At 74.7% G+C, this 26,583-nt stretch carries 20 protein-coding genes; 3 read left to right on the top strand and 17 right to left on the bottom strand.

Annotation, left to right across the window (positions count from 1 at the left end; all coding sequences use genetic code 11):
• Positions 1-59 precede the first annotated feature (59 nt).
• The 7 genes from BKA21_RS15540 to BKA21_RS15510 all read right to left on the bottom strand — a co-directional run bounded on the left by BKA21_RS15540 (position 60) and on the right by BKA21_RS15510 (position 11,872).
• Positions 60-2,216, bottom strand: a complete 2,157-nt coding sequence (locus BKA21_RS15540) for a VanW family protein (RefSeq protein ID WP_179625391.1) — start codon at positions 2,214-2,216, stop codon at positions 60-62.
• A 1,737-nt stretch (positions 2,217-3,953) separates the two neighbouring features.
• Entirely contained in the window at positions 3,954-4,448 is a 495-nt protein-coding gene (locus BKA21_RS15535; protein ID WP_140459863.1) for a flavin reductase family protein, read from the bottom strand.
• Complete coding sequence (locus BKA21_RS20275) at positions 4,445-4,888, bottom strand: hypothetical protein (RefSeq protein WP_140459862.1); 444 nt, start codon at positions 4,886-4,888, stop codon at positions 4,445-4,447. Before BKA21_RS20275 ends, BKA21_RS15535 begins: the two co-directional genes overlap by 4 nt.
• A 4-nt stretch (positions 4,889-4,892) precedes the next feature.
• Entirely contained in the window at positions 4,893-5,837 is a 945-nt protein-coding gene (locus BKA21_RS15525) for a PIG-L family deacetylase (protein WP_140459861.1), read from the bottom strand.
• Complete coding sequence (gene typA, locus BKA21_RS15520; protein WP_140459860.1) at positions 5,834-7,765, bottom strand: translational GTPase TypA; 1,932 nt, start codon at positions 7,763-7,765, stop codon at positions 5,834-5,836. The genes BKA21_RS15525 and typA overlap by 4 nt, the downstream gene beginning before the upstream one ends.
• A 90-nt stretch (positions 7,766-7,855) precedes the next feature.
• Positions 7,856-9,832, bottom strand: a complete 1,977-nt coding sequence (locus BKA21_RS15515; RefSeq protein WP_170209071.1) for an ABC transporter substrate-binding protein — start codon at positions 9,830-9,832, stop codon at positions 7,856-7,858.
• A gap of 228 nt (positions 9,833-10,060) precedes the next feature.
• Positions 10,061-11,872, bottom strand: a complete 1,812-nt coding sequence (locus BKA21_RS15510) for an ABC transporter ATP-binding protein (RefSeq protein ID WP_140459858.1) — start codon at positions 11,870-11,872, stop codon at positions 10,061-10,063.
• Positions 11,873-11,961: 89 nt separating this feature from the next.
• Between BKA21_RS15510 and BKA21_RS15505 the strand changes: the two genes are divergently transcribed.
• Positions 11,962-12,573 carry a PH domain-containing protein gene (locus BKA21_RS15505; protein ID WP_140459857.1) on the top strand — a complete coding sequence of 204 codons (612 nt, stop codon included), beginning with the start codon at positions 11,962-11,964 and terminating at the stop codon, positions 12,571-12,573.
• Between the two features lie 28 nt (positions 12,574-12,601).
• Here BKA21_RS15505 and BKA21_RS15500 read toward each other — a convergent pair whose 3' ends face one another.
• The 9 genes from BKA21_RS15500 to BKA21_RS15460 all read right to left on the bottom strand — a co-directional run bounded on the left by BKA21_RS15500 (position 12,602) and on the right by BKA21_RS15460 (position 22,658).
• Entirely contained in the window at positions 12,602-13,657 is a 1,056-nt protein-coding gene (locus tag BKA21_RS15500; RefSeq protein ID WP_140459856.1) for an ABC transporter permease, read from the bottom strand.
• Positions 13,654-15,189: an ABC transporter permease gene (locus BKA21_RS15495; protein WP_140459973.1), complete on the bottom strand. Its 1,536-nt coding sequence runs from the start codon at positions 15,187-15,189 to the stop codon at positions 13,654-13,656. Before BKA21_RS15495 ends, BKA21_RS15500 begins: the two co-directional genes overlap by 4 nt.
• Positions 15,190-15,501: 312 nt before the next feature.
• On the bottom strand, positions 15,502-17,373 hold the full coding sequence (locus BKA21_RS15490) for an ABC transporter family substrate-binding protein (RefSeq protein WP_140459855.1): 1,872 nt from the start codon (positions 17,371-17,373) through the stop codon (positions 15,502-15,504).
• 306 nt (positions 17,374-17,679) lie between these two features.
• On the bottom strand, positions 17,680-18,351 hold the full coding sequence (locus tag BKA21_RS15485) for a 4a-hydroxytetrahydrobiopterin dehydratase (RefSeq protein WP_140459854.1): 672 nt from the start codon (positions 18,349-18,351) through the stop codon (positions 17,680-17,682).
• A 61-nt stretch (positions 18,352-18,412) separates the two neighbouring features.
• Positions 18,413-18,814, bottom strand: a complete 402-nt coding sequence (locus tag BKA21_RS15480) for a type II toxin-antitoxin system VapC family toxin (RefSeq protein WP_140459853.1) — start codon at positions 18,812-18,814, stop codon at positions 18,413-18,415.
• Positions 18,811-19,050: a FitA-like ribbon-helix-helix domain-containing protein gene (locus tag BKA21_RS15475; protein WP_140459852.1), complete on the bottom strand. Its 240-nt coding sequence runs from the start codon at positions 19,048-19,050 to the stop codon at positions 18,811-18,813. Before BKA21_RS15475 ends, BKA21_RS15480 begins: the two co-directional genes overlap by 4 nt.
• Before the next feature lie 86 nt (positions 19,051-19,136).
• Positions 19,137-20,222, bottom strand: a complete 1,086-nt coding sequence (gene ychF, locus BKA21_RS15470) for a redox-regulated ATPase YchF (protein ID WP_140459851.1) — start codon at positions 20,220-20,222, stop codon at positions 19,137-19,139.
• A 73-nt stretch (positions 20,223-20,295) separates the two neighbouring features.
• Complete coding sequence (locus BKA21_RS15465) at positions 20,296-21,855, bottom strand: hypothetical protein (protein WP_140459850.1); 1,560 nt, start codon at positions 21,853-21,855, stop codon at positions 20,296-20,298.
• On the bottom strand, positions 21,831-22,658 hold the full coding sequence (locus BKA21_RS15460; protein ID WP_140459849.1) for an ABC transporter ATP-binding protein: 828 nt from the start codon (positions 22,656-22,658) through the stop codon (positions 21,831-21,833). The genes BKA21_RS15465 and BKA21_RS15460 overlap by 25 nt, the downstream gene beginning before the upstream one ends.
• A 76-nt stretch (positions 22,659-22,734) precedes the next feature.
• Here BKA21_RS15460 and BKA21_RS15455 point away from each other — a divergent pair, with 76 nt between their 5' ends.
• Positions 22,735-24,078, top strand: coding sequence for a DNA recombination protein RmuC (locus tag BKA21_RS15455; protein WP_140459848.1), 1,344 nt, complete (start codon positions 22,735-22,737; stop codon positions 24,076-24,078).
• A 66-nt stretch (positions 24,079-24,144) separates the two neighbouring features.
• Here the strand turns inward: BKA21_RS15455 and BKA21_RS15450 are convergent, their stop codons facing one another.
• Complete coding sequence (locus BKA21_RS15450; protein ID WP_140459847.1) at positions 24,145-25,200, bottom strand: 4-hydroxy-3-methylbut-2-enyl diphosphate reductase; 1,056 nt, start codon at positions 25,198-25,200, stop codon at positions 24,145-24,147.
• A gap of 105 nt (positions 25,201-25,305) precedes the next feature.
• Here BKA21_RS15450 and xseA point away from each other — a divergent pair, with 105 nt between their 5' ends.
• Positions 25,306-26,544, top strand: coding sequence for an exodeoxyribonuclease VII large subunit (gene xseA, locus BKA21_RS15445; protein WP_239072933.1), 1,239 nt, complete (start codon positions 25,306-25,308; stop codon positions 26,542-26,544).
• The last annotated feature ends 39 nt before the right edge of the window (positions 26,545-26,583 follow it).

The raw sequence follows: 26,583 nt of genomic DNA, 5'->3' as shown, positions 1-26,583 counted from the left end.
CCGACAGCACGGAGGGCGGTCGCGGCAGCGCCACGACCGCCCTCCCGGGACGACCCCGGTCAGCCCTCGGGCGCACCCGCCGCCGGCGCGCTGCCGCACACCACGCGGTTCTGCGGCTTGTAGCGCCACGTCGTCGACGTCGTGTCCACCAGCTCGCCCTCGAGGTACACCCGGCGGGTGTTCGTCACCGTGAAGCCCGGGTTCCCCGCGCTCTGCGGCTCGCACGTCGCCGACTGCGAGTACACGGTCGACGGCTGCACCACGCCCGACCGGCCGCTCTTCTCGGTCTCGACCGTGAAGTGCTTCGTGCCCCAGATCTGCACGTGCACCCGCCCGTCCGCGACCCAGGCCTGCACCAGCGCGCCGTACGGGGTGTTGTTCTTCCACCTCATGTCGATGACACCGGTGAAGATCGTGGCCTCGCGCCCCTCGGGGTAGCGCTGGAACCACTCGCTGTGCGGCTGGTGCTCGACGTCCTCGAAACCGGCGAAGTACGCCGCGTTGAACGTCGTCGTGGAGATCTGCGACAGGCCGCCGCCCCACGCGTCCCGGTGCTCGCCGTTGATGATCGCGCCCGCCTGCACGTACCCGTGCGCGCCGTCGACCGGCCCGAGCGCCTCCGTCAGGCTGAACGTCTCGCCCGGCTTGACCAGCGTGCCCGAGATGTTCGCGGCACCGTTCGCGATGTTCTGCGTGCGGCGCGGCTCGCTCGTCAGCGGTGTGGAGAACTCCGAGACGACCTCCTTCACGCCGAGGGCCTCCAGGGCCTCCGTCGTCTGCGCCGGGTCCGTCTCGACGAGCTCGATGCGCGCGGCCCGGTCGTCGGCCGTCGCGGCGGCGACCACGGAGTCCGCGAGCTGCGCGGGGTCGATGCTCGTGCCCGCCGCACCCGGCACGATCACCGGCGCGCCGTCCTGGAACTCGAAGTGCGCGTCCGACGCCGGGGTCAGCAGGTCGGGCAGCTGCTCGAGGACCTTCGCACCCAGCGCCTCGCCGTCGAGCTGGGCGACGAGCTCGCCCTCCTCCGGCACGAAGGCGGTGTTCGCGGTGATCGTCGCGACGTCGAGCGTGGCCTGCCGGTCGCCGACCTGCACCGTGACCGGTGCCGCCGCGAGCCTCTCCGCGATCTCGTCGAGCACCCGCTCCGTCTCGGCCTGCGTGATGTCGGGCTCCGTGACGACCGTCGGCAGCGACAGCGGGCGCTCCCCCGACAGCCACTCGTCACGGACCGTGGTGGCCGCCGCGTCGAGGTCGAGCTCCCAGCCGTCGACCGCGTCGGTCATGTGCGCCGCACCGTCCGCGAACACGACCGTCCCGTCGACCGGCGCCAGCCGCACCGTCTCCGACAGCCCGTCGAGGGCCGCGTCGAGCGCCTCGTCGTCGACCTGGGTCACGGGCGTGACGTCGCCGACGCCCACCAGGTGCTCCCACAGCCGCACCGGCTGGGCCAGGTCGACGCCCGTCAGGCCGTCGACCGTCGCCTCCGGGTCGAACGTCAGGCCCGCGGCGACCGGGTCGAGCTCGGCCTGCGCGTCCTGCGCGACGACCGGCACCGCCTCGCCCGTCCGGTCCGCGAGACCGTCGGTCAGGGCGGTCACGGCCTCGGCGCCCGCCATGCCGCCGATCTCGACGCCAGCGACGGTGGCGCCGCGCGGGACCGTGTCGCCGAGCGCGTACGACGCACCCGCGTACACGCCGCCCAGGACCAGCACCGTGCCGCCGACCACCGCCAGGACGCGGGGCCAGCGACGCCGTCCGTCGTCCGGCTCGAAGACGTCGAGCGGCGACGGGTCCTCCGGTCCGGCCACCTCCGACGGTCCGGGTGCCGGCACCGGTGCGACGACCGCAGCCGTCGACGGACCAGCAGCGGTACCCGCGTCGGCGTCGACAGGCTGGGCCGGGACGGTCTCCTCCGCAGGGGCGGGCGCAGCCGGTGCCGCCGCAACGCCCGCGAGCACCGTCGGGACCGCGCGCGTCGAGTCGTCCTCGCCGTCGTCCGCCTGCCCGTCGTGCTGCTCGGCGGAGCGCTCGGAGGCCGTCCCGGCATCCTGGCGCTCCGTCGGGTCCGCCTCCGGCCCGGTCGCCGTGCCCGCAGTGGCGGCAGCGGCCGCCGCGGCGGCGAGCACCGGGATCGCCCGGGTCGAGTCGTCCTCGTCGGCGGGCTGCCCCGCGAGCACCGGCCCGGCGGCGGCCGGAGGCGCCGCGGACGGCGGCACGGCCGCAGGAGGTGCCGCGGGCGGTGGCACGGCCGCCGGGGGCGCGGGCGCCCTCGTGGCGGGTGGCGCAGGGACGGACGGCGCCGCGGCGCCCGCCTGCGGTGCGCCCGTGCCCGGGGGCGTGACCGTCGCGGCGGCTGCGGCTGCGGCAGCCGCGGCGGCGGCCGGAGCGACGGGCGTGGCGGCGGGCGCTGCCGTCCGGGCCGGGGCAGCGGACGCGGCGGCAGGGCCGGGAGCCGCCGGACCGGGGACCGCGGTCGGCGCGGGCGCTGCCGTCGGCGCGGGCCCTGCCGTCCGCGCGGGCCCTGCCGTGGGCGCGGGCGCTGCCGTCGGCGCAGGTCCGTCGGCAGCGCTCGCCGCAGGTCCGGTCCCGGAGGCAGCAGGAGCCTGGTCGCCGGTGGTCGGCGCGGCCGTCACGGCCTGATCCGCGGGCTGCCCCGGGGCCGGGCTGTCACCGTCCGAGGCCGCAGGGCGGCCGGAGAAGGACGACGTGAGCGCGGCCTGGGCGAGCGCCGAGAGCCCGCCGGACGTGAGCGCCACCGGCGCGGCGGGCGCGCCACGCACTGCGGCCGAGGCAGACGGGGGCGCAGCAGGCGGGGTCGCAGCAGGCGGGGTCGCAGCAGGCGGGGTCGCAGCAGGCGGGGTCGCAGCAGGCGGCGTGGTGGCAGCAGGCGGCGCGGTGGCAGCGGGCGGCGCGTCCGGCCGCGCCACGACCGGCGGCACCACAGGTGTCGTCGCGGCGGGCGGGGTCGCGGCTGGCGGCGTCTGCGGCACCCCGGGCGCGGGCGTGTCGGGGGCGTCCGGCACGGGCGCCGCGTCCGCGGGGGTCGTGGTGATCGCCACGTCCTCCCACGTCGGCCAGCTCGACCCGGGATCGACCGGCGGTGGGGCGAGCGGGCGCGGGCTGCCGAGCACCCGACCGGCCGGGCGGGCGGGCGGGCGGGCGGAGGGTCGCGCTCCGTCCGAGGCCTCGGGCGACCCCATGGCCGGCGCCGGGGTCTCCGCGGCGGGGGGCGCATCCGTCGCGGAGGGCGTCTGCGCCGCGGAGGTCGTCTGCGTCGGGGCGCTGCTCTCGTCCGCACGCGGGCCCGCCGCCGCAGGGGCGGCGGGTGGTGCTGCGGGGCCCGCGACGGCCGGCTCCGACGCCACCACCGAGGGCGACGACGAGGCGGGCGCGGAGGGCGACGACGCCTCCCGCGGCTCGACCGGCTGGGCGTCCACGGGCGCAGGGCCGGCAGGCGCCGGCGGCACGTCGACGGGCTCAGACGTCTCGACCGCGGGCGCCGGGGACGGCCCGGCCGCGGCAGGCGTCGCGTCGGCGGGCGCGGGAGCCTGCGGGGCGGGCGCGGGCGGCTCCTCGGCGGCCGCCGGCTGCGCCTCGGCGGGGCTCGTGCCGGCGGGCGCGGCATCGGCGTCGGCGGTCGTGGGCTCACCGCCGTCCGCACCCGACCCGTCGGCGGGCTGCTCGACGACCGTCTCCGCGTCGCCACGCTCCTCGGCCGCCTCCGCGACCACGCCGTCCGTGCCGTCGGCCGGGGGCTCGACGCCGCCCTCGTGCGTGTGCTGCCCGGCCGGCGTGCCTGTGCCCTGCGTCATCGATCCCCCGAGGGTGCTCCCTGCGGCGCGTCCGCTGCGCCCGGGCGATTCTACGTGCGGAAGCCTCGTCGCCGGGGCCGTCCCGGACCTCGTGACCCGATCGTCACCGCACGTCCACGCGACCCGCCCGACGGACCCCGCTCAGCGCAGGCCGCGGACGCGCCCCCGCAGGTGCACCAGCCCGCCGAGCGCGGGCTCCCCCTGCACCACGGCGAGCACCTCGCCGATCACCACGTCGTGGTCGCCCGCCTCGTGCACGGCCACGGTGCGGCAGTCGAACCACGCCGCGGCACCGTCGACCCACGGGGCCCCCGACACGGGCGCGGCGCGGTGCGGGACGCGGTCGAGCTGCCCGACGACGGGCCGGCCGGGCGAGGCCAGCCAGTCCGCGACGTCCGCCTGGGTGTCGGCCAGCACGGAGACCGCCCAGCCGTCGACGTCGTCGAGCAGGTCGCGGAAGCGGGCGTCGCGGTGCACGCAGAACAGCAGCAGCGCGGGGTCGAGCGAGACCGACGCGACGGAGCTCGCCGTCATGGCGTGCGCGGCGCCCCGCACGAGCGCGGTGACCACGACGACGCCGGAGGCGAGGCGGCCGACGGCCGTGCGGAACGCGTCGACGTCGACGGGTCCGCTCACCGCTCGTCCAGGGCCCCGCCGGCGGTCGTCGGCGCGGCCGGGTCCGTGCCGACCGTGGCGGGGTCGGCGGCGTCGACGGGCGGGTCGACGAAGAGCCGGCGCGGCAGCACGGCCGGGACGGCGCACAGCGCGATCGCGCCGAGCACCCACCCCCAGCCCCAGGCGTCCGTCCCCGGCACGAGGACGTCGCCGCCGGGACCGCCCGACGTCAGCGTCTGGACCGCCAGGAAGAGCCCGCCGGCGAACCCGACGAACGTGGGCCAGCGCCCCCAGGCGCGGCTGGTCAGCGCGGCCACGAGCACGAGCGCCAGGGACAGCACGAGCCCCCAGGGCGGCACGGCCCGGTGCATCACGGTGCCGAGGGCGCCGACGCCGAGCCCGAGCGCGAAGGCACCGGCCGCACGGCCGAACGCGGCCACGGTCAGGGGCTGAGGTTGCACCGCGTCAGGCTACCCGCCGGACCCCGGCGGGCCACGCGACGCCCGCGGGCCCGGCCGCACCGGCGGGCGCGTCCGCGACGCGGTACTGCTCCGACGGCAGGACGGGCGCGAGGACGCCGTTGCTGAGCGCGTAGACGCCCACGTGGGTGGCCTCGTCGAGGGCCGCGACGGCCTGGACCTGGGTGGCGTGCGCACGCAGCGCCGCCAGCACGCGGGGGCGCACGGGCAGCACGTCGACGTGCAGGTCGACGTCGGCGTCGGGCACCGCGACCGAGGGCAGGGGGTCGTCGGCGCCGGGCAGCGCCAGGTCCGCACCGGGCACCGGCGCACGGCCCAGCGCGGCGCGGGCCGCCCGCAGGCCGGACTCGCCCTGGACGGACCACAGCACGACGTCGACGACGTGCGGTCCGTGCCTGTCGTCCCCGTCGGCCGCCGCCTCCGCCACGGCGCGCACCGTCACGTCGTGCACGCGCACGTGGTCGGGGTGGCCGTACCCCCCGCCCGGCTCGTACGTCGCGACGACGGCGGGACGCCGGTCGCGCAGCACGCGCGCCAGGGCCCGCACGGCGTCGTCGACGGGCGCGCGGACGAACGCGCCGGGCGGGACGTCGTCCGCGGCACCCGCCCGGCCGGACGCGACCCAGGCCATGCCCGAGTCCTCCAGCCGGGCGCCCGAGCCGTGCGGCGCGACCTGGTCGAGGAACACGTGGTCGCGGACGCCGAGCGCCGCGAGGGCGCCCGCCAGCTCCCGCTCCCGGTGCGCCGCGAGGGCCGGACCGTCGCCCTCGAGGTGCGCGAGCTGCTCGCCGATGACCTCGCCGCGCTCGCCACGGGTGGCCGTGACCACCGTGACGGGCGCGCCGGACGCCGCCCACGTGGCGAGCAGCGCGCCCGTGGCGAGCGTCTCGTCGTCCGGGTGGGCGTGGACGGCGAGCAGCCCGCCCGTCACGCCTTCTTGTTGCGCGCCGTCTGCCGGGCGCGCTCGGTCTGGTCGAGCACCACCTTGCGGATGCGCACGACCTGCGGCGTCACCTCGACGCACTCGTCCTCGCGCGCGAACTCCAGCGACTCCTCGAGCGTGAGCCTGCGCGGCGGCACGAGGTTCTCGAACGACTCCGACGTCGACGACCGGATGTTGTTGAGCTTCTTCTCCTTGGTGATGTTGACGTCCATGTCCTCGTTGCGCGCGTTCTCGCCGACGACCATGCCCTCGTACACCTCGGACGTCGGCTCCACGAAGAACGTGCCGCGGTCCTGCAGGTTGAGCATGGCGAACGGCGTCGCGGCGCCCGCACGGTCCGCGACCAGCGAGCCGTTGACCCGTGTCTCGATCGGGCCCGCCCAGGGCTCGTGGCCCTCGGAGATCGACGAGGCGATGCCCGTGCCGCGCGTGTCGGTGAGGAAGCGCGTGCGGAAGCCGATGAGGCCGCGCGCGGGCACGAGGAACTCCATCCGGACCCAGCCCGTGCCGTGGTTCGACATGGTCTCCATGCGCCCCTTGCGCTGCGCGAGGAGCTGGGTCACCGCACCGAGGTACTCCTCGGGGACGTCGATCGTCATGCGCTCGACGGGCTCGTGCACCTTGCCGTCGACCTTCTTGGTGACGACCTGCGGCTTGCCGACGGTCAGCTCGAAGCCCTCGCGGCGCATCTGCTCGACGAGGATCGCCAGCGCCAGCTCGCCGCGGCCCTGCACCTCCCACGCGTCGGGACGCTCGGTGGGCAGCACGCGCAGCGACACGTTGCCGATGAGCTCACGGTCGAGGCGGTCCTTGACCTGGCGGGCCGTGACCTTGTGGCCCTTGCCGCCCTTGCCGGCCAGCGGGCTCGTGTTGATGCCGATCGTCATCGAGATCGCCGGGTCGTCGACCGTGATGAGCGGCAGCGGCCGCGGGTCGTCCGGGTCGGTGAGGGTCTCGCCGATGGTGATGTCCTCGATGCCGGCGACGGCGACGATGTCGCCCGGCGCGGCGGAGTCCGTGGGGACGCGCTCGAGGGCCTTCGTCTCCAGCAGCTCGGTGATCCGCACGTTCTGGAGCGAGCCGTCCTGGCGCGCCCACGCGACGGTCTGCCCCTTGCGCAGGGTGCCGTTGTGGATGCGCAGCAGCGCCAGACGCCCGAGGAACGGCGACGCGTCCAGGTTCGTCACGTGGGCCTGCAGCGGCGCCGCCGGGTCGTACGTCGGGGCGGGGATCTTCTCGAGGATCGTCTTGAACAGCGGCTCGAGGTCCGGGCTGTCGGGCAGGCCGCCGTCGGCGGGCTGCTCCAGCGACGCCCGGCCGACCTTCGCCGCGGCGTACACGACGGGGACGTCGAGGATCGCGTCGAGGTCGAGGTCCGGCACGTCCTCGTGCAGGTCCGACGCCAGGCCGAGCAGCAGGTCGGTCGCCTCGTGCACGACCTCCTCGATGCGCGCGTCCGGCCGGTCGACCTTGTTGACCACGAGGATCACGGGCAGCTTGGCCGCGAGGGCCTTGCGCAGCACGAACCGCGTCTGCGGCAGCGGGCCCTCCGACGCGTCGACGAGCAGCACGACGCCGTCCACCATCGACAGCCCGCGCTCCACCTCGCCGCCGAAGTCCGCGTGCCCGGGGGTGTCGATGACGTTGATCGTCACGCCCTCGGGCTGGCCGATCGCCGCGGCCGACGGGCCGGAGTACCGGACCGCGGTGTTCTTCGCGAGGATCGTGATGCCCTTCTCGCGCTCGAGGTCACCCGAGTCCATCGCCCGCTCGTCGATGTGGTCGTGCGCGCCGAACGCGCCCGACTGCCAGAGCATGGCGTCGACGAGGGTGGTCTTGCCGTGGTCGACGTGCGCGACGATCGCGACGTTGCGCAGGTCGCCGCGAACGGCGGCCGCCTGGTCGGTGGCGGGCATACGGGTACTCACTTCACGAGGGGGTGGGGGACGCGCCGGCGACGGCGCCACCGACAGATCCTACCCGCCCCGTCCAGGCCGGTCCCGGCGTCAGCCGCGCACCCACCCCCACCACGACGTGAGGTCGGCCCGGGCGGGCGGCAGCAGCGGCACCCCGGCGGGCGTCGGCAGGCCCGCGACCGGGCTGTCGCGCACGAGCGTGAGCGCCGGCGTGCGGACCAGCGGCAGCACCGCGCCGGAGGCGCGCAGCCCCTCGGCCACCGCTCCGAGCGCGTCGGCCCGCGCGTCCGCGTCGACCGCCCGGTCGAGGGCGTCGACCGCCTCGTCGAGGGCGTCGTCCGCGTGGCCCGTGACGTTCGTCGCACCGTCCGTGCGCCAGCGCGCCACGGCCGCGGAGACCCCGAGCGCCTCCTGCGCGACGGGGACGAGCGCCGCGTCCCAGGCCTCGGGCTCGGTGCGCAGGGCCGCCGCAGGGTCCTCGACCTCGGCCACGACGACCTCGATGCCCGCGTCCGCGGCCGCCGAGGTGACGACCTCGAGCGCCTCGGCGCGGACCGGGTCGTCGGTGTTGGCGAGGAGGCGCACCACGAGCCCGTCGGCCCCGGGAGCGGTCGGCGCCTGCGTCGCCGTCGCGGTGCCGGTCGGGGCGGCAGCCGTCGGCGCGGCCGTCGCCGCCGTGCCCTCTCCCGACGGGAGCGGGCCGAGGGCGACCTCGGCGAGGACCTCGTCCGAGACCGTCGCGTCACCCCAGAGCGGCTCCGCCGCCCGCGTGACGACCTCCTCGCGGGGGACCGTGGCGACGAACGCGGCCCGCGCGGCGGTCGCCTGCCCTGCGGAGGAGGCCGCGGCGTCGAACACCCCTCCCCCGCCCTCCTGGAGCACGAGCTGCAGCACGGCGTCCCCGCCCGTGAGCACCGTGGCCCCCTCGACCTGCGCCGCGGCCGCGAGCACGTCGCCGGTGCTCAACGGCGCCGCGACGTCGACGCCGCCCTCGGACACCGCGTCGACCTGCGCGAGCGGGTCCAGGTCGGTCCGGACCCGCACGCTCGCGTACGCGGCCGGTGCGGCGCCCGCGTAGGCGTCGTTGGGGACGGCCAGCACCCCGTCGTCGTCCACCTGCGCGAGCACGTACGGTCCGGTCGTCGTCGTCAGCACGGGGTCGGTGGCGACGTCGCCCGCCGTGCCGGCCGCGCGCCAGACGCGCGCCACGTCGACGAGGGCGTCACGGTCCTGCTCCTCGACCGCGGTCTGCACGGCCCCGGCCCACCGGGCGGCGTCGGCGGCGACCGCGGTGGGGTCGGCGCCCGGCGCAGGCTCGGTCGTGGCCGGGGCGCCCGTCGCGGTTCCGCCCGGCGCAGCCCCCGTGGCGGTGGCGCCGGGGGTCGGGCCGTCGGTCGGCGGCACGGTGCCCGCACCCGTCGGCGCGGGGTCGTCCGTCGTCTGCGCGGCGGGGTCGAGCGCGAGCCTGCCCACGACGTGCGCGGGGAGGTTGACGTCCAGGGCGACCTGCCAGTCCGCGACACGGCGGTCGTGCACGACGGTGACGGTGGCGCCGTCGACGCGCGGCACGGCCGTGGCGTGCACGAGCGCGGGCGAGGTGGCCGCGAAGGCGACGACGTCGTCGAGGGCCGCCGGGTCGACGGGCAGGCCGTCCGCGCCGATCTCGGGCACCACCTCGTCGAGCTGGCCCGAGCGGGCGGCCCACTCCAGCAGCAGGTCCGCGGGGGTCACCGGCACGCCGTCCGACCACCGCGCCGTCTCGGCGATGGTGTAGCGGACGGTGAACGGCTCGTCGTCGACGACCTCGACCGTGCCGAACGAGGGGTCGGCGACGACGCTGCCGTCCTCCTCGAGGGACGTGAACCCGGACTGGACGAGCCCGCGCACGAGCGTGCTGCCGGGTGCGAGCCCGGCCGCGGTGCCCGCGTTCAGCGAGAGGAAGGGCGAGCCGACCGCGACCACGACGTCGTCCGCCCGGTCGTGCTCCGGCTCCGTCGACGTGCACGCCACCAGCGCCAGCAGCACCGCCCCGGCCGCGGCAGCCCCGCGCACCGTCCGTCCGCGCACGTCCACACCGGCCCCCGTTCCGTCGGCCGCGCCCGGACCCTGCCGCCGGGCGTCACGGCCACCGCTGTGGCCCGCCGCACGGGACGATGCCACGGGAGCCTCGTCCCGCGCGCGGGGCGCGCGGGGACGGCGCCGGGTCGCCACGCCGACGAACCTCGCCCGACCGGACGTGGACGTGCGACGGCCCCGGCGGTCGGATGCCCGCCGGGGCCGTCGTCGGACCGGTCGTCAGACCCGGGGGACGTCCTCGCCGGCCGCGGGCGCGGCCGGGGCGGCCGCCGCGGGGCGGGGTGCGGTGCCGTCGCCGCCGCCGGCGATCAGGCGGTCCCGCTCCTCGCGGCGCACACGCTGCTCCGCGGGGTTCGGCACGGGCACCGCGGCGAGCAGGCGACGCGTGTAGTCCTCCTGCGGCTCGCGCAGGATCTGCTGGCGGTCGCCGACCTCGACGAGCCGACCCTTGTTCAGCACCGCGATCCGGCTCGACAGGATCTCGACGACCGCGAGGTCGTGGCTGATGAACAGGCACGCGAAGCCGTACTCGCGCTGCAGCGCCTGGAACAGGTCCAGGACGCGGGCCTGCACCGACACGTCCAGCGCCGACGTGGGCTCGTCGGCGATGAGCAGCTGCGGCGAGAGGGCGAGCGCGCGGGCGATGCCGACACGCTGGCGCTGACCGCCGGACAGCTCGTGCGGGTAGCGGTTGCGCATGGCCCGCGGCAGGTTGACCGCGTCCAGCAGCTCCTCGACCCGGTTGCTCAGGGCCTTGCCCTCGGCGACCTTGTGCAGCTTCAGCGGCTCGCCGATGGACTCCCCGATCGGCAGGCGCGGGTTCAGCGAGGAGCCCGGGTCCTGGAACACGATCGACACGTCCTGGCGCACCTCGCGCAGCGCCTTGCGGGAGATGCCGTTCATCTCGACGCCGTTGATCTTCAGCGAGCCCGCGGCGACGGGCAGCAGGCCCACCGCGGCGCGGCCGACGGTCGTCTTGCCCGAGCCCGACTCGCCGACGAGGCCGAGCACCTCGCCGCGCCGGATGTGCAGCTCGAGGTCGCTCACCGCACGGAACGCCGGCATCCGCCCCCGGGCCGGGTACTCGATGGCCAGACCCGTGGCCTCGAGCGCGAAGCCCTGGGCGGTCGCCGCCGCCGGGGCCGCCACGTCCGCCACGTGCGCGTGGGCGTCGGCGTGCCCGCCGGGGGCGGCGGCCTTCGAGGAGCCCAGGTGCGGCACGGCGTCGAGGAGCTCGATCGTGTACGGGTGCGTCGGGGCGTTGAAGATCTGCTCCGCGGTGCCCTGCTCGACGATCCGGCCGTTCTTCATCACCAGCACGCGGTCGGCGAGGTCGGCGACGACGCCCATGTCGTGGGTGATGAGGACGATGCCGGAGTCGATGCGCGAGCGCAGGTCCCGCATGAGCTTGAGGATCTCGGCCTGCACCGTGACGTCGAGCGCGGTGGTCGGCTCGTCGGCGATGAGCAGCTTCGGGTCGCACGCGAGGGCCTGCGCGATCATCGCGCGCTGACGCTGGCCGCCCGAGAGCTGGTGCGGGTACTTGTCGACCGACGTCTCCGGGTCGGGCAGGTCGACCATGCGCAGCAGCTCGACCGCGCGCTCCTTGGCCTCCTTCGGCCCGATGGAGAAGTGCGTGCGCAGCGTCTCGACGATCTGGAACCCGACCGTGTAGACCGGGTTCAGGGCCGTCATGGGCTCCTGGAAGATCACGGCGACGTCGTTGCCGCGCACGTGCGAGAGCTGCTTGTGGGACAGGCCGAGCAGCTCGGTGCCGGCCAGCCGGGCCGAGCCCGTCGAGCGGCCGTTCTGCGGCAGCAGGCCGATGAGGGACATCGACGACTGCGTCTTGCCGGAGCCGGACTCGCCGACGATGGCCAGGACCTCGCCGGGCCGGACGTCGTAGGAGACGTCGACGGCGGCGGGGTACCACTCCCCGTCGACGAAGAACTCGACCGTGAGGTCGCGGACCTCCAGGATCGGCGTGGCCGTCGGTGCGCCCGGGGTGGGGGCGAGGGTGTCGGTGCTCACGGTCGAGCGTCTCCTTCCGTGCGGCGCGCGCCTGCGGCGAGGCCGTCGCGCCGGTCCTGCCGGCGTGAGGGGTCTGGGACGATGGCCGCATGGATGCGGAGGTCGTCGTGGTCCGACCGGGTTTCGGTCGTGCTCTGGCTGTGGTGGTCGTCGTGCTGTGCACGGCCGGGGCCGTGAGCGGGCTCGTCGCGGACGTCGCGGCGACCCTCCCCTGGCTGCCCGTGCTGGCCCTGGCGGGCCTCGGCGCGTGGGCCGCGTACTGGCGCCCCGCCGTCGTGGTGACGCCGGCCGGTGTGGAGCTGGTCAACGTGACCCGCACCGTCGAGGTGCCCTGGACCGCCGTGGAGGCGGTCGAGACCCGGTACGCGCTGGCCCTGCAGACCCCCTACGGCACCTACGCCGCGTGGGCCGCGCCCGCACCGAGCGCCGTGCGGACGGGGCGCGCGCGGCCCGAGGACTACGCGCACCTGCCGTCCAGCACCTACGGCACCGGTGGCGGGGTCCGCGCCGGCGACCTGGCCGGCACGGACTCCGGTGCGGCGGCGCTGGTCGTGCGCCGCCGCTGGGAGCAGCTGGTCGAGGCCGGCGTGCTGGACGACCCGCGGCTCGAGCGCCCGACGCCCGTCGTGCGCTGGCACGTCGGGACGCTGGTCGCCGCGGGGGTCCTGCTGGCCCTCGCGGTGGTCGGACTCACGCGCTGACGCGCGGGAGGTCACGAGCGGCACGGTCTCAGACCGTCGCGGTCGCCGGACGGGCCTTGGCAGCGCGACGGTCAGCACGGGCCAGGGCACGACGCGTCGGGATCCGCCGCTGACGCGGGTCGAACGCGTCCCGCAGGCCGTCGCCCAGGAAGTTGATGCACAGGGCGATGGTCACGATGAACAGGCCCGGCCACCAGAACAGCCACGGTCGCGTCGCGAACGCCGACTGGTAGTCGTTGATGAGCGTGCCGAGCGACGTGTTCGGGAAGCTGATGCCGAACCCGAGGTAGCTCAGGGCGGTCTCCAGCAGGATCGCCGAGGCCATGAGCAGCGTCGCGTTGACGATCATGACGCCGATCGCGTTCGGCAGGATGTGCTTGAACATGATCCGCACGTCGCTGGCGCCGGCGACGCGGGCGGCGTCGACGAACTCCCGCTCGCGCAGCGCGAGGAACTCCCCGCGCACGAGCCGGGCCATCGTCGTCCACGTGACCAGGGACAGGGCGATCGCCAGGATCACGGGCGTGGCGCCCCCGACCCAGCGGCCGAGGATCGCGCCGATCATGATGACCGGGATCGTGATGATCATGTCGGTGAAACGCATGATCACGTTGTCCAGGCGCCCGCGGAAGTAGCCCGCGACGGCACCCACGGCGATGCCGATCGCCGAGGACAGGATCCCGACGATGAACATCACGAGCAGCGACGTCTGCGTGCCGCGCATCACGAGCGCGAACACGTCGCGACCGACGTTGTCCTGGCCGAGCGGGTGCTCGCCGACCGTCAGCCCGCCCGAGAACGACAGCGTGGGCGCACCGCCCGCGTTGACGATCGGCGACAGGTCGTTCGGCTGGTACTTCCACCAGCCGGGCAGCGGACCGACGCCGATGGACGTGTAGGCGAGCAGGACGACCGCCGTGAGCACGAACGCCGCGACCATGGCACCGCGGTGCCGCAGGAAGCGCCGCACCACGATCCGACCCTGCGAGAGGCCCTCGACGTCCTTGAGCTCGATCGCGTTCTCGACGGCGTCGTGGTGCTGCCCGTCGAGGTTCTGCGGGGAGATGGGGGCGGGGGAGGTCATGCGTTCACCCTGATCCTCGGGTCGAGCCCGGCGTAGACGAAGTCGACGACGATGTTGGCGAGCACGAGCATCGAGCCGATGACGAGGAAGTACCCCATGATCGGGTCGGCGTCGGACGTCTGCAGGGACTTGAGGAACAGGGTCCCCATGCCGCTCCAGCCGAAGATGCGCTCGGTGATGATGGCGCCGCCGAACAGCGCAGCGAGGTCCAGCGGGATGATCGTCGCGAGCGGGATGAGCGCGTTGCGGAAGGCGTGCCGCATCGTCACCAGCCGCTCGGGCAGGCCCTTGGACCGCGCGGTGCGGATGTAGTCCTGGTTCATGACCTCGAGCAGGCTCGCCCGCGAGTACCGCGTGTACGACGCGAACGAGATGAGGATCAGCGCCAGCGTCGGCAGCAGCAGGTGCGTGAACGTGTCGAGGGTCGAGACCCAGAAGTCGCCCGACAGCCCCGGCGTCTGCGACCCGATGGTCGCGATCGGCCGGCCGTTGATGCGGCTGGAGTTCGAGTAGGCCTCCCACACCTGCATGACGCGGTCGGTGAAGATGAGGATCGCGACGACGACCGCGGTGAGCGCACCGTTGCGCATCTGCTGCCCGCGGTCGGGACCGCCGAAGAGCCAGCCGACGAGCAGACCGACGCCGATCGCGACGACCGCGAGGCCGAGGATCAGCAGGCCGGTCGCACCGACGAACACGTACTGCAGCGGGAACCACAGCACGACGCCGATCGCGACGACGGTCAGCGACGTGTACAGCGCACGACGGTCGCGCAGCCCGGTGGTCAGCGCCGTGAGGCCCACGGCCGCACCGCCGCCCAGCACCGCGATGCCGATCTGCCCGAGTCGCGGGTCGAGGAGCCAGCCGGTCGCGGTGACGCCCCAGAGCACCGCCGCGGTCGCGAGCGTGGCGAGCAGGAAGGTCGAGAGCCGTCGGCGCAGGTCGCCGCCGACGAGCACCTGGAACACCAGGCCGCCGACCAGACCGATCCCGGCGATCGTCCACCACTGCAGCGTGGGGTCGGCGAGGAAGTCGTTGAATCCGATCGCGCCCCAGAGCTTGAGCAGCACCGCGACCCAGAAGGACGGCAGCGAGTACAGCACGAACGACAGGAACGTCACCGAGTAGTCGAAGCCCGTGTACTGGCGCAGGGCCGACGCGATGCCGACGGAGATGCCGAGCACGATCGCGAGCACGGTGGACATGGCGATCAGCTGCACCGTCGAGGGGATCGCGACGGCGAGCATGTGGGTGACGTCCTGGCCGGTGATCCAGCTGGTGCCCAGGGTGCCGCGTCCGACGAGGTAGCCGAGCACGCCCAGCAGCCACTTGAGGTAGCGGATCGCGGGCGGGGTGTCGAGGTCGAGCGCGCGCACGCGCGCCTCGATCAGCTGCTCCTTGTTGGGGGCTGTGCTGGCGTAGAGGTCCTCGAGGGGGTCGAGGGCGTACGCGAGCAGCATGTAGACGATGAACGTCGCGCCGAGCAGCACGACACCGGACGACAGCAGTCGTCGGCCGATGAAGGTGAGCATCGGCGCGCGGTCGCCCAGCCGGCGGCGCCGCGGGGCGGCGCCGGTCGACGGTGCGACCGCGTCAGGGCTCGCCGCGGCGAGCTCCTTCTCGGAGGTGGTCATGGATCCAGACCTCAGGGGTGCGAGGGCGATGAGGGGGTCGAGTCTACGACCGCGCCGGCGCGCTCCCTGCGGTCAGGGGTCACGGGGCTCCCGCCCGCCTTGTGGTACTGCGGGTGCCGGGGCGCGTCGAGGACGTGCGCTCACACGGCGGGGGTGCCGCGGCCGGTGACGACCGCGGCACCCCCGTGCCGTGTGGCTACTGCTGGTGCGTCACTCCTCGGTGTCCTCGGCCGGAGCCTCGGTCGCCGTGGGGCCGTCGAGCACGTCAGCGGCCGCGATCTCCCACTCCCAGTAGTTCCAGAAGATGGTCGGCGACAGCGGGATCGTCGACACGCCCGACAGGACCTCGCGGTGGGCCACGACGCCGGGGAACTGGAAGATCGGGATGCCGAAGGCGTCCTCGTACAGCTGCGACTCGATGTCGGTCGTCAGCTGCTGCTCGGTCTCGGCGTCCGCCGTGGCCATGTCCTTGTACCACTGGTCGACGTCGGGGTTGGAGTACCCGCCGAAGTTGTTCAGACCACCGGTGACGTAGTTCGCCTCGGAGTTCAGGGCGAAGGTGTTGGTGGACTGCCAGCCGAAGAGCGACGCGTCGTAGGTGTCCGTCTGCGTGAGCAGCGAGCCCCAGTTGTCGTCGCCGCCGTCGATCAGGTTGAAGCCGACCTGCTCGACCGAGGCCGCGATGAGCTGGTACTCGTTGGCGCGGCGGACGTTCGACTTGCCGTAGAGGAAGCGCACGTCGATCGGCGTCTCCACGCCGGCCTCCTCGAGGAGCGCCTTGGCGCCGTCGATGTCGACCTCGTCGAAGGCGTCGGAGCCGTTGTTGGCCACGACGTCGTCGTACGCCGGCGAGCCGGGGACCACGGTGAAGGAGTCACGCGTCGTGGCGTCCTCCTGCAGCGGCGCGATGAGCTTCTCGATGATCTCGTCGCGCGGGACCGCCTTGAGGAACGCCTCGCGGACCAGACGGGCCGTCTCGGCGTCGCCGCCGTAGGTGGCCGGGTCGAACGGGCCGCCGTTGTTCATGATCAGGTCGACGTGCTCGAACGTGCCCTCGGGGGCCGCCTCGTACGTGATGCCCGAGTCCGTCAGGCCCTCGAGGGTCTCGATGACGTCCACCGACGACTGCGGCTGGATGAGGTCGACCTCACCGTTCTGCAGGGCGGTGACGGAGGCCAGCGGGTCCTCGCTGTAGCGGATCGTGATCGACTCGACCTTGGGCTTGGGGCCCCAGGTGTAGTCCTCGCGCGCCGTGAGCGTCATGTACTGGTTCTCGACGTACTCCGACATCACGTAGGCGCCGGACGAGAGGTAGAGCTCCTCGTCCTCGGGCAGCGACGTGAAGTTGAAGTCCTCGTTCCAGACCTTCGAGATCTTCGACAGCGCCTCGGTGTCGTTGTTCGCGAAGGCGTCGATGATGGCCTGCTTGCCCTCCGCGGCGTCCTCGATGCCGAGGGCACGCTTGGCGACCGCGTGCGCGGCGACGGGCGACGGCTGGAAGGAGATCTCCCAGTCGGAGCGGGGCTCGCTGTAGACCAGCGTGACCGACTGGCCGTCGTCGGAGACCTCGGGGGCCTCCTCGACCAGGGTCATCGCGACGGAGGAGCCGTCGAAGTAGACGCCCGCGTCGATCGCGTCCTGGTTGGTGATGTTGCCCTCTTCGTCGTACTCGGGCTCGACGTTGTCGAAGGCGTCGTTCTGCGGGCCCCAGTAGAGGATCATGTCGGCCGCGTCGACGGCGGTGCCGTCGGACCAGGTCACGCCCTCGTTGATCGTGTACTTCACCGTCAGCGGGTCGTCGGAGACCTTCTCGTACGTGCCGACGTCCGAGAACTGCTGGAGCGCGAGGTCACCGTCGTAGTAGTTGAACGCCGCGTTCGTCAGGTAGATGACGTTCGCGTTGGTGGTCGCGTTGCCGGTCGACGTCAGGTTGTTCTGCGAGTAGAACGGCTGGTTCCACCCGACGTTGACCGCGGTGTCCTCCTCGATCTCCGACGCCGTGTCCGGGCCGGAGCATGCGGAGATCACGAGGGCGCCAGCCGCGAGGGCGGCGGTCGCGGCGCTGATTCGCCTGATCTTCAAGGTTCCTCCTGTGACGGTGGAGGGCGACGACCGCCGGGGCCCGGGCGCACGCAGGTGCGCGCAGCCAGGTGCCGGGAGCATGCTCGCCCGCCGTGAGTTGGGGCCAACCTAGCCGCGCGGGAGCGGGCAGAACCAACACGGTCGACGGCAGCGGGTGATCGTTACCTGATCGATACTGGTGAGTACCGTCCACCATGCGAGACGTACCGGGCGGTAACCGAGGTGAAACATGGCCGACACAGACGACGCAGGGGCCGAACCGGACCCACCGCCGCCCGCCCGAGGGCGATCTGTGGTATGCGCTGCTCAGCTCGCCGGGCCGTCGGCCCCCGGGTCGCGAGACTGCCACGTGCACAGGCACGAACGGTTCCCCTCCGGGTCGGCCAGCACCCAGAACGACGGCGCCGCGGTGTCGTCGACGAGCGTCCCCCCGGCAGCGGTGGCCGCCTCGACGCGCCCGGCCACCGAGGACGGGTCGATCCACACGTCCAGGTGCCAGCGCTGCCGCGGCTCGCCGCTCCCGGACTCCTGGAACCAGACCGCGGGCAGCCCGCCGGCCGTGTCCCGCACCTCGTCGTCCTGGCCCGGGGTGTCCTCGTACCCGAGCAGGGCCCGCCAGAAGGGCTGCACGCTCCCCCGGTCGGGGGTGTCGAGCGCCAGGTCGAACCGCTGCACGGCCGCACCGTCCAGCTCGGCCCCCATCCGCGCCGCGAGATCGCCGACCGCCCGTGCCAGCGAGACGTCCCGCGAGGTGACCCCGCCGGCGTCGTGGCTGACCAGCCGCACGTCCAGGTGCCCGTAGCGCAGGTCGAGGTCGGGGTGGTGCTGCACCTCCTCCGCCACGGCGCCGATCGCCTCCACGAGCGCGAGCCCCGTCGCGAAGTCGCCGGTCCGTACCCGCGTGCGCAGCCCGTCCCCGAGGTTCACCCACCCCGTCAGGCGTGCGTCCGCGATCTGCTGCCCCGTGAGCGTCGTCATGGCCCCATGGTGACCCGCGCCACCCACGCGCGCGCGGGGACCAGCAGGTTCGGGCGACCCGTCACGCGACCACCTGGACCGGGCACCGGGCGACCCCGGCCCGAGCGATCCGCGCGTCCGCCGTGACGAGGGTGACCGCGTGCGCCTCGGCGACGGCGACGTAGGCGGCGTCGTACATCGACAGGTTCGACCGCAGCTCCCACATCCTGCGCAGGTGCGGCCCGGTCGGTGTCACCGCGACCGTCACCTGCGCGAGTGCGGCGACGGCGCGGTCCGCCCGGGTGGCGTCGATCTTGCCGCCTCGCCACAGCCCGCGCAGGGCGCTGAGCACCTCGGTGCGCCAGTGCTCCGGGACTGCCCACGCCGGGTCCTGACGGAGGGCACGATGGGCCGCGAGGACACGTGGGTCCTCGTCGGGGTCGGCGAAGACCAGCGCCATGACGGACGCGTCGACGACGATCACCCGGCCGACCCCGCCCTCTCCTCGTCGCGGGCGGTCAGCACGTCGTCGAGGGTCGCCCCCGACCCCCGGTTCCAGCCGGCGACGCCGTCGAGGATCGCGACGTTGCCCGCGAAGGCTGCCTCGCGGAGCACGACCTCGCGCAGGTACGACTGGAGGCTCTGCCCGTTGGCCCGGGCACGCTCGACGAGGGCGTCACGGACGGAGTCGGGTACATCACGGATCTGGAGCGCCACCATGCATGCATGATAGGTGCGGATTGCATGCAGATCCACACCACATGCGCGCCCCCGCGACGATCCCGCCGCTCCCGGCGTTGACGCGGTCAGACGTTGAAGCGGAACTCCACGACGTCGCCGTCGACCATCACGTAGTCCTTGCCCTCGATGCGGGCCTTGCCGGCGGCGCGGGCCGCGGCCACGGACCCGGCCTCGACGAGGTCGGCGAACGAGATGACCTCCGCCTTGATGAAGCCCTTCTGGAAGTCCGTGTGGATGACGCCCGCGGCCTGCGGGGCCGTCCAGCCCTGGTGGATCGTCCAGGCGCGCGACTCCTTGGGACCGGCGGTCAGGTAGGTCTGCAGGCCGAGGGTGTGGAAGCCGACGCGGGCGAGCTGGTCCAGGCCCGCCTCGGTCTGGCCGTTGTCCTCGAGCATCTCGCGGGCCTCGTCGGGCTCGAGCTCGACGAGCTCGGACTCGAACTTCGCGTCGAGGAACACGGCGTCCGCGGGGGCGACGTGCGCGCGCAGATCGTCCTGCATCGCGGTGTCGGCCAGGCCGTCGTCGTCGGTGTTGAAGACGTAGATGAACGGCTTGGTCGTCATCAGCTGCAGCGGCGCGAGCTCGGCCAGGTCGAGGCCCGCGGCGGCGGCGCCCTGGAAGAGGGTCGTGCCCTGCTCCAGGAGGGCGAGGGCCTGCTGCGCGGCCGTGAGCAGGGCGGCGTCGGCCTTCTTGGCGCGCACCTCCTTCTCCAGGCGCGGCACGGCCTTCTCGAGGGTCTGCAGGTCGGCCAGGACGAGCTCGGTGTGGATGGTCTCGATGTCGTCCTTCGGCGAGACGCGCCCGTCGACGTGCACGACGTCGGGGTCGGCGAACGCACGGGTGACCACGCAGATCGCCTCGGCCTCACGGATGTTCGCGAGGAACTGGTTGCCCATCCCCTCGCCCTCGCTGGCGCCCTTGACGATGCCGGCGATGTCGACGAACGACACCGTGGCGGGCAGGATCCGCTCGGAGCCGAAGATCCCCGCGAGCGTCGCCAGGCGCGGGTCGGGCAGCGGCACGACGCCCACGTTCGGCTCGATCGTGGCGAACGGGTAGTTCGCCGCGAGGACCTGCGCACGGGTCAGCGCGTTGAAGAGGGTGGACTTGCCGACGTTGGGCAGTCCGACGATGCCGATGGTGAGGGCCACGTCGGCCGAGTCTACGGGCGTGCGGCCGCCACGGCGGGCACCGCTGCCGCGGACCGGGCCTGCCGTCGCCCCGTCAGGCGAACGCGCGCATCCGGGCCAGCAGGTCGGGCCCGTTGCGCTCCAGCGTCCGCCCGCCCACCAGCACGCCCCCGACCAGCACGCCCGTGCCGAGCAGCAGGCCCACGACCAGCGCCGCCCAGCCCAGCACCGCCGAGCCCTGGACCGCGGCGAGCACGGTCAGCACGAGCGTGGGCGTGGCGAGCAGCACCACGACGGTACCGCCGACCAGCTGCGACGTGAACGCCGCGGCGCTCGCGCCCTGCTTGGTCGAGAACGGGTTGTCGCCGGGCTGCTGGACCGGGTAGACGACCATGGCCGAGACGACGCTCGCCGTGCCCAGCGCCGTGAGCAGCAGGCCGAGGCCCGCGCCGAGCAGGGCGGGCAGGAGCGCGATCCGGTCGGCGTACGCGGCGGTGCCGACCGTGATCGCGACCGTCATGAGCAGGCCCAGCGACCCGGCCACGACGACACGCCCCCACCGGTCGGCCGTGCCGCGCAGGGGCGAGGCCAGGTGCGTCCAGTACGACGTGCCGTCGTAGGCGACGTCGGCGGAGATGGTCCAGCCGACGAGGACGCCCGTGAGGGGCCCGGCGATCAGCACGACGCTGCTGCCGCCGCCGAAGCCGAGCACGAACGGCAGCAGGGGGACGATCGCCACGGCGATCGCGTACCGGGGGTCGCGCAGCCAGTACGTGGCCGCGCGGGCCGCGATCGCCCCGGTCGGCGTCGCGGGCAGCCGGTCGAACCAGCCGAGGCCGCGCGCACGGACCTCGTGCGACGCGGTCGCGGGCTGCGCGAGCGAGCGGCGCAGCGCACCGTCCCAGACGACGTACGCGAGCGCGACGGTCGCCACGGCGACGACGAGCCGGGCCAGCGCACCGAGCAGGTCGCCGCGCACCACGACCGGGGCGAGCGCCCACGGCGCGCCGAGCGGCGTCCAGGACAGCACGCCGGCGACGACGCCGAGCCCGTCCGTGCCGAGCGTCACCACACCGTCCGACACGGTGCTCATGATCGGGCCGAGGAGGACCAGCGGCAGGACCGCCAGCAGCGCGACCAGCTCCCGCACGCGACGCCGGCCCAGCACGGGCGCCATCGCCGCGGTGACCGCGCGCGCCCCGACCAGGCACGTCGCGACGCCGAGCAGCGCCCCGACGACGCCGACGAGCGCCGCGAGCGGCTCGCGCCACCACACCCCGGCCGTGCCGAGTCCCACCAGCACGGTCACGACGCCCGGCACGCCCACGGCGCCGGCGAGGGTCAGCCCGACGAGCAGGTCGCGGCGCGGCACGCCGAACGTGACGAAGCGGCGGGGGTCGAGGGTGGCGTCGACGCCGAAAGCGACCAGCGGCACCACCCACCACCCGAGGACCAGCAGGGCGCCCGCGACGACCACCACCTGCGAGCGCAGCGCGGTGCCCTGGAACGACAGGCCGACGAGGCCCGCACCCACGACCGCGAGCAGGCCGAGCCCGTAGAGCGCGGCGAGCACCATGCCCACGACCTGCCAGGGGCTGCGCCGCAGGCCGTTGCGCAGGAGCGCGAGCTTCAGCCGGACGAGGTGCCCAACCATGCGAGCCCCTCCCCTCCGACGCGGCCGCCGACGAGCTCGACGAAGCGCTCCTCCAGCGACCGCCCGGCGCGGACCTCGTCGACGGTGCCCGCCGCGAGCACGTGGCCGCCGGCGATGACGGCGACGTGGTCGCACATGCGCTGGACGAGGTCCATGACGTGCGAGGACACGACCACGGTGCCGCCGCCGGCGACGTAGCGGGCGAGGATGTCGCGGATGTTCGCCGCGGAGACGGGGTCGACGGCCTCGAACGGCTCGTCGAGCACGAGCAGGCGCGGGGCGTGCACGAGCGCGCAGGCGAGCGCGACCTTCTTCGTCATGCCCGCGGAGTAGTCGACGACGAGGGTGTCCTTGTCGCCGGCGAGGTCCATCGCCGCGAGCAGGTCGGCGGTGCGGGCGGCGACGGTCGGCCGGTCGAGGCCCTGGAGCAGGCCGGCGTAGGTGATGAGCTGGGCTCCGGTGAGGCGGTCGAACAGGCGGACCCCGTCGGGCAGCACGCCGAGGCTGCGCTTGACCTGCTCGGGGTGCGCCCACAGGTCCACGCCGTGCACGAGGACGGTGCCGTGGTCGGGGCGCAGGAGCCCCGTGGCCATCGAGAGCGTCGTCGTCTTGCCCGCACCGTTGGGGCCCACGAGGCCGTAGAACGACCCGGCGGGGATGGTCAGGTCGACGCCGGCGACCGCGACCTTGTTCCCGAAGCGCCGCCACAGGCCGTGCAGGGCGAGGGCCGGCGCGGGGGCGGGTGGCTCGCCGGGCGGAGCCACGGGTGGCAGGGACGGGTCGGGCCGGGTCTCGGACGACATCGCGCCAGCATAGGAGGCAGGGGCGTCCCGGGGTGTCGGCCGGGCGTGTGGGTCGGGGCTGGCATGCTCGCGCCCCATGGAGACCTCGGTGGGCACGTTCGTCCTCGCCCTGCTGGCGGCACTGGTGGTCGGCGCCCTGCTCGGCGGGGGCGCGGCGTGGGTGGCGGCGGGGGCGCGGGCGGCGCGGCGCGCGGAGGCCCGGGTCCGGGCCGCGGAGATCGACGCGGCACGCGCCCGGGCGACGCTCGACGCCGAGCGCGCGGGCGCCGGCGACCGGTTCCGTGCCGTGGCGGACGAGGCGCTGGGGGCGAGCAGCGAGCAGTTCCTCGCCCTGGCGCACCAGCGGCTCGCGGCCGAGCACCAGACGCAGGTGGGCGAGCTCACGCAGCGGGAGCAGGCCGTGCGGGCCATGGTCGAGCCGATCGCGCGCACCCTGGAGCAGGTGCGCGGCGAGCTGGCGACCGCGCAGCAGGCCCGGGCCGCGGGCGAGGCGGCGATCGGCGAGCAGGTGCGCGCCATGCGCGAGCAGTCCGAGCAGCTGCGCTCGCAGACCTCGCAGCTGGTCAGCGCGCTGCGCGCGTCGCACGTGCGGGGCCGGTGGGGCGAGGTCCAGCTGCGCCGGGTCGTGGAGGCCGCGGGGATGCTCGCGCACGTCGACTTCGTCGAGCAGGCGTCGGTGCGCACCGACGACGGCGTGCAGCGGCCCGACATGGTGGTGCGGCTCGCGGGCGGCAAGAGCGTCGTGGTCGACGCGAAGGTGGCGTTCGTCGGGTTCCTCGAGGCGACGGAGGCCGAGGACCCGCGGGTCCGGGCCGAGCGGATGGCCGCGCACGCCCGGCACATGCGCGCGCACGTCGACGCGCTGGCCGCCAAGCGGTACTGGGACCAGTTCGCCCCGGCCCCGGAGTTCGTCGTGATGTTCGTCCCGGCGGAGTCGTTCCTGCACGCGGCCGTGGACCAGGACCCGGCGGTCGTGGAGTACGCGTTCGAGCGCAACGTGGTGCTCGCGACGCCGACGACGCTGCTGGCGCTGCTGCGCACGGTCGCGTACGCGTGGAAGCAGGACGCGCTCGCGGCGAACGCTCAGCAGGTCCTCACGCTCGGCAAGGAGCTGCACGGGCGGCTGGCCACGATGGGCGGGCACCTGACGCGCCTGGGCCGGGCGATCGACGCGGCCGCCGGCGCGTACAACCAGACGGTGGCCTCGCTCGAGACCCGGGTGCTGGTCAGCGCCCGCCGGTTCGCGGACCTGCACGTCGTGTCCGACGAGCTGCCGGCACCGCCGCCCGCGGACCCGCGCCTGGCCGCCGTGACCGCCCCGGAGCTGGTGGCGTTCGCGAGCGAGCACGCCGTGGCGCTCGAGGACCGCGTGCCCGCGGCGCGCCCGGCGGACGAGGACGCAGCGGTCGGCAGCCGGTGAGGCGGTGCCAGGACCGTCGGGCGTGGGCTCGGCGGTCCTGGCGGGCCGGCAGGGCCGGCGCCGGGCTCAGACCGGCTGCACGTCCAGCGACCGGCGGCCCTCGCGGCGGGGACGGGCGTCGGGCGCCCCGGCGGCGCGCAGGTCGGTGCGCAGCTCGCGCGGCAGCGAGAACATCAGGTCCTCCGTCGCGGTACGGACCTCCTCGACGTCCCCGAAACCGAGCCCGGCCAGGCGGGCCAGCAGCTCGTCGACCAGCACCTCCGGCACCGACGCGCCCGAGGTCACGCCGACCGTCGCCGCGCCCTCGAGCCAGGCCGGGTCGAGCTCGTCGGCCCGGTCGATGCGGTACGAGGTGCGCGCCCCGGCGTCGAGCGCGACCTCGACGAGCCGCACCGAGTTCGACGAGTTCAGCGAGCCGACCGTGATGACGACGTCGCAGGCCGGGGCCATCTTCTTCACCGCGACCTGGCGGTTCTGCGTGGCGTAGCAGATGTCGTCGCTCGGCGGGTCCTGCAGGTGCGGGAACTTCTCGCGCAGCCGGCGCACCGTCTCCATCGTCTCGTCGACCGACAGCGTGGTCTGCGAGATCCACACGACGCGCTCGGGGTCGCGGACCTCGATGTCGTCGACGGCGTCCGGGGAGTTCACCACCTGGATGTGCTCGGGCGCCTCGCCCTGGGTGCCCTCGACCTCCTCGTGCCCGTCGTGGCCGATGAGGAGGATGTCCATGTCGTCGGCCGCGAACCGCACGGCCTCCTTGTGGACCTTCGTCACCAGGGGGCAGGTGGCGTCGATGGTCTGCAGGCCGCGCGCGTCGGCCGCGGAGCGCACCGCCGGGGACACCCCGTGCGCGGAGAACACCAGACGCGCGCCCTCGGGCACCTCGTCGGTCTCGTCGACGAACACGGCGCCGCGGGCCGCGAGGGTCTCCACGACGTGCCTGTTGTGGACGATCTCCTTGCGCACGTACACAGGGGCGCCGTAGTGCTCGAGGGCCTTCTCGACGGCGACGACGGCGCGGTCGACGCCGGCGCAGTAGCCGCGGGGGGCGGCGAGGAGCACGCGACCGCGACGGGGGGCGGAGGCGTCCACGGAGGGGCGGTCGACGGCGGCAGAGGTCACGCGTCCAGTCTAGGTGGCCCGCGGCGCGGCACACGTGGACGGGTGCAGCGGCCCGGTGCGGACCGTGTGCAGAGGCGGTGGGTGCCGTGGGGCAGGCTGGGGGGCGTGGACGCCGACGCACCCGTGCCCCTGCCGCTCAAGGCGGCCGAGACGACCGCAGAGCGCCCCTGGCCCGTGCGTCACCTGGCCCCCAAGGTCGCCGAGTACGTGGCCCGGATGCCGCCGGTCTGGGTCGAGGGGCAGGTCCTCAACCTCAAGCGGTGGAACTCCCTGCTGTTCCTCACGCTGCGCGACACCGACCTCGACATGTCGTTGTCGGTGACGCTGCCCGCGGTCGCCGCGATGTCGCTGGGCGAGCGGTTCGCCGACGGCGCCCACGTGGTGGTCCACGCCCGCCCGCAGTTCCAGCCGAAGAAGGGCACGCTCGGGTTCTCCGCGGACCGGGTCCGGCTGGTGGGGCTCGGCGAGCTGCTCGCCCGGATCGAGCACCTCAAGGGCGTGCTCGCGGCGGAGGGCCTGTTCGACGACGCCCGCAAGGTGCCGCTGCCGTTCCTGCCCGGCGTCGTGGGCCTGGTGTGCGCCCAGCAGGGCGACGCCGAGCACGACGTGGTGTCCAACGCGCGTGCGCGCTGGCCCGCCGTGCAGTTCGAGATCCGCCGGGTCACCGTGCAGGGGCCGAGCGCGGTGCCCGAGGTCACCGCCGCGATCGCGGAGCTCGACGCCGACCCGCGGGTCGACGTCGTCGTGGTCGCCCGCGGCGGCGGGTCGTTCGAGGACCTGCTCCCGTTCAGCAACGAGACGCTCGTGCGCGCGGCCGCGGCCTGCCGCACGCCCCTGGTCAGCGCGATCGGCCACCACATGGACGCACCCCTGCTGGACCTGGTGGCGGACCTGCGCGCGTCGACGCCGACGGACGCCGCCAAGCGGGTCGTGCCCGACGTCACCGAGGAGCGGGCCCGGGTGGTGCAGGCCCGCTCGCGGGCGCGGGCCGCGGTGACGCAGCGCGTGGCCCGGGAGTCCGCGATGCTCGAGCACTGGCGGGGCCGGCCCGTGCTGGCCCGCCCCACGACCCTGCTCGACCCGCACGAGCACGGCCTGCACCGCGCGCGCGACCGCGGACGCTCCCTGCTCGACGCCGCCGTGCAGCACGCAGCGACGCAGGTCGTCGGGCTCGCGGCGCAGGTGCGGGCGCTGTCCCCCGCCGCGACGCTCGAGCGCGGGTACGCGGTGGTGCAGGGGCCTGACGGTCGCGTGGTGCGGACCCCGGACGACGTGGCGGCGGGCGACCGCCTGCGGGTCCGTGTCGCGACGGGCGAGCTCGCCGCGGACGTCGTCGCCCCCTGACGCCGGCACGGCGTCGGTCGGCCCTGGTTGACTGTGCCC

This window comes from Cellulomonas oligotrophica, from assembly GCF_013409875.1.
GTDB classification, from domain to species: domain Bacteria; phylum Actinomycetota; class Actinomycetes; order Actinomycetales; family Cellulomonadaceae; genus Cellulomonas; species Cellulomonas oligotrophica.
The sequence above is the reverse complement of the archived record's forward strand: the minus strand, read 5'-3'. Positions and strand labels throughout refer to the sequence as shown.

Coding starts and splice junctions, on each gene's coding strand:
- BKA21_RS15505 (WP_140459857.1), top strand. CDS start 11,962: ATGGATGCGGAGGTCGTCGTGGTCCGACCGGGTTTCGGTCGTGCTCTG.
- BKA21_RS15460 (WP_140459849.1), bottom strand. CDS start 22,658: ATGTCGTCCGAGACCCGGCCCGACCCGTCCCTGCCACCCGTGGCTCCG.
- BKA21_RS15475 (WP_140459852.1), bottom strand. CDS start 19,050: ATGGTGGCGCTCCAGATCCGTGATGTACCCGACTCCGTCCGTGACGCC.
- typA (WP_140459860.1), bottom strand. CDS start 7,765: ATGCCCGCCACCGACCAGGCGGCCGCCGTTCGCGGCGACCTGCGCAAC.
- BKA21_RS15465 (WP_140459850.1), bottom strand. CDS start 21,855: ATGGTTGGGCACCTCGTCCGGCTGAAGCTCGCGCTCCTGCGCAACGGC.
- BKA21_RS15495 (WP_140459973.1), bottom strand. CDS start 15,189: ATGCTCACCTTCATCGGCCGACGACTGCTGTCGTCCGGTGTCGTGCTG.
- BKA21_RS15500 (WP_140459856.1), bottom strand. CDS start 13,657: ATGACCTCCCCCGCCCCCATCTCCCCGCAGAACCTCGACGGGCAGCAC.
- BKA21_RS15485 (WP_140459854.1), bottom strand. CDS start 18,351: ATGACGACGCTCACGGGGCAGCAGATCGCGGACGCACGCCTGACGGGG.
- BKA21_RS15455 (WP_140459848.1), top strand. CDS start 22,735: ATGGAGACCTCGGTGGGCACGTTCGTCCTCGCCCTGCTGGCGGCACTG.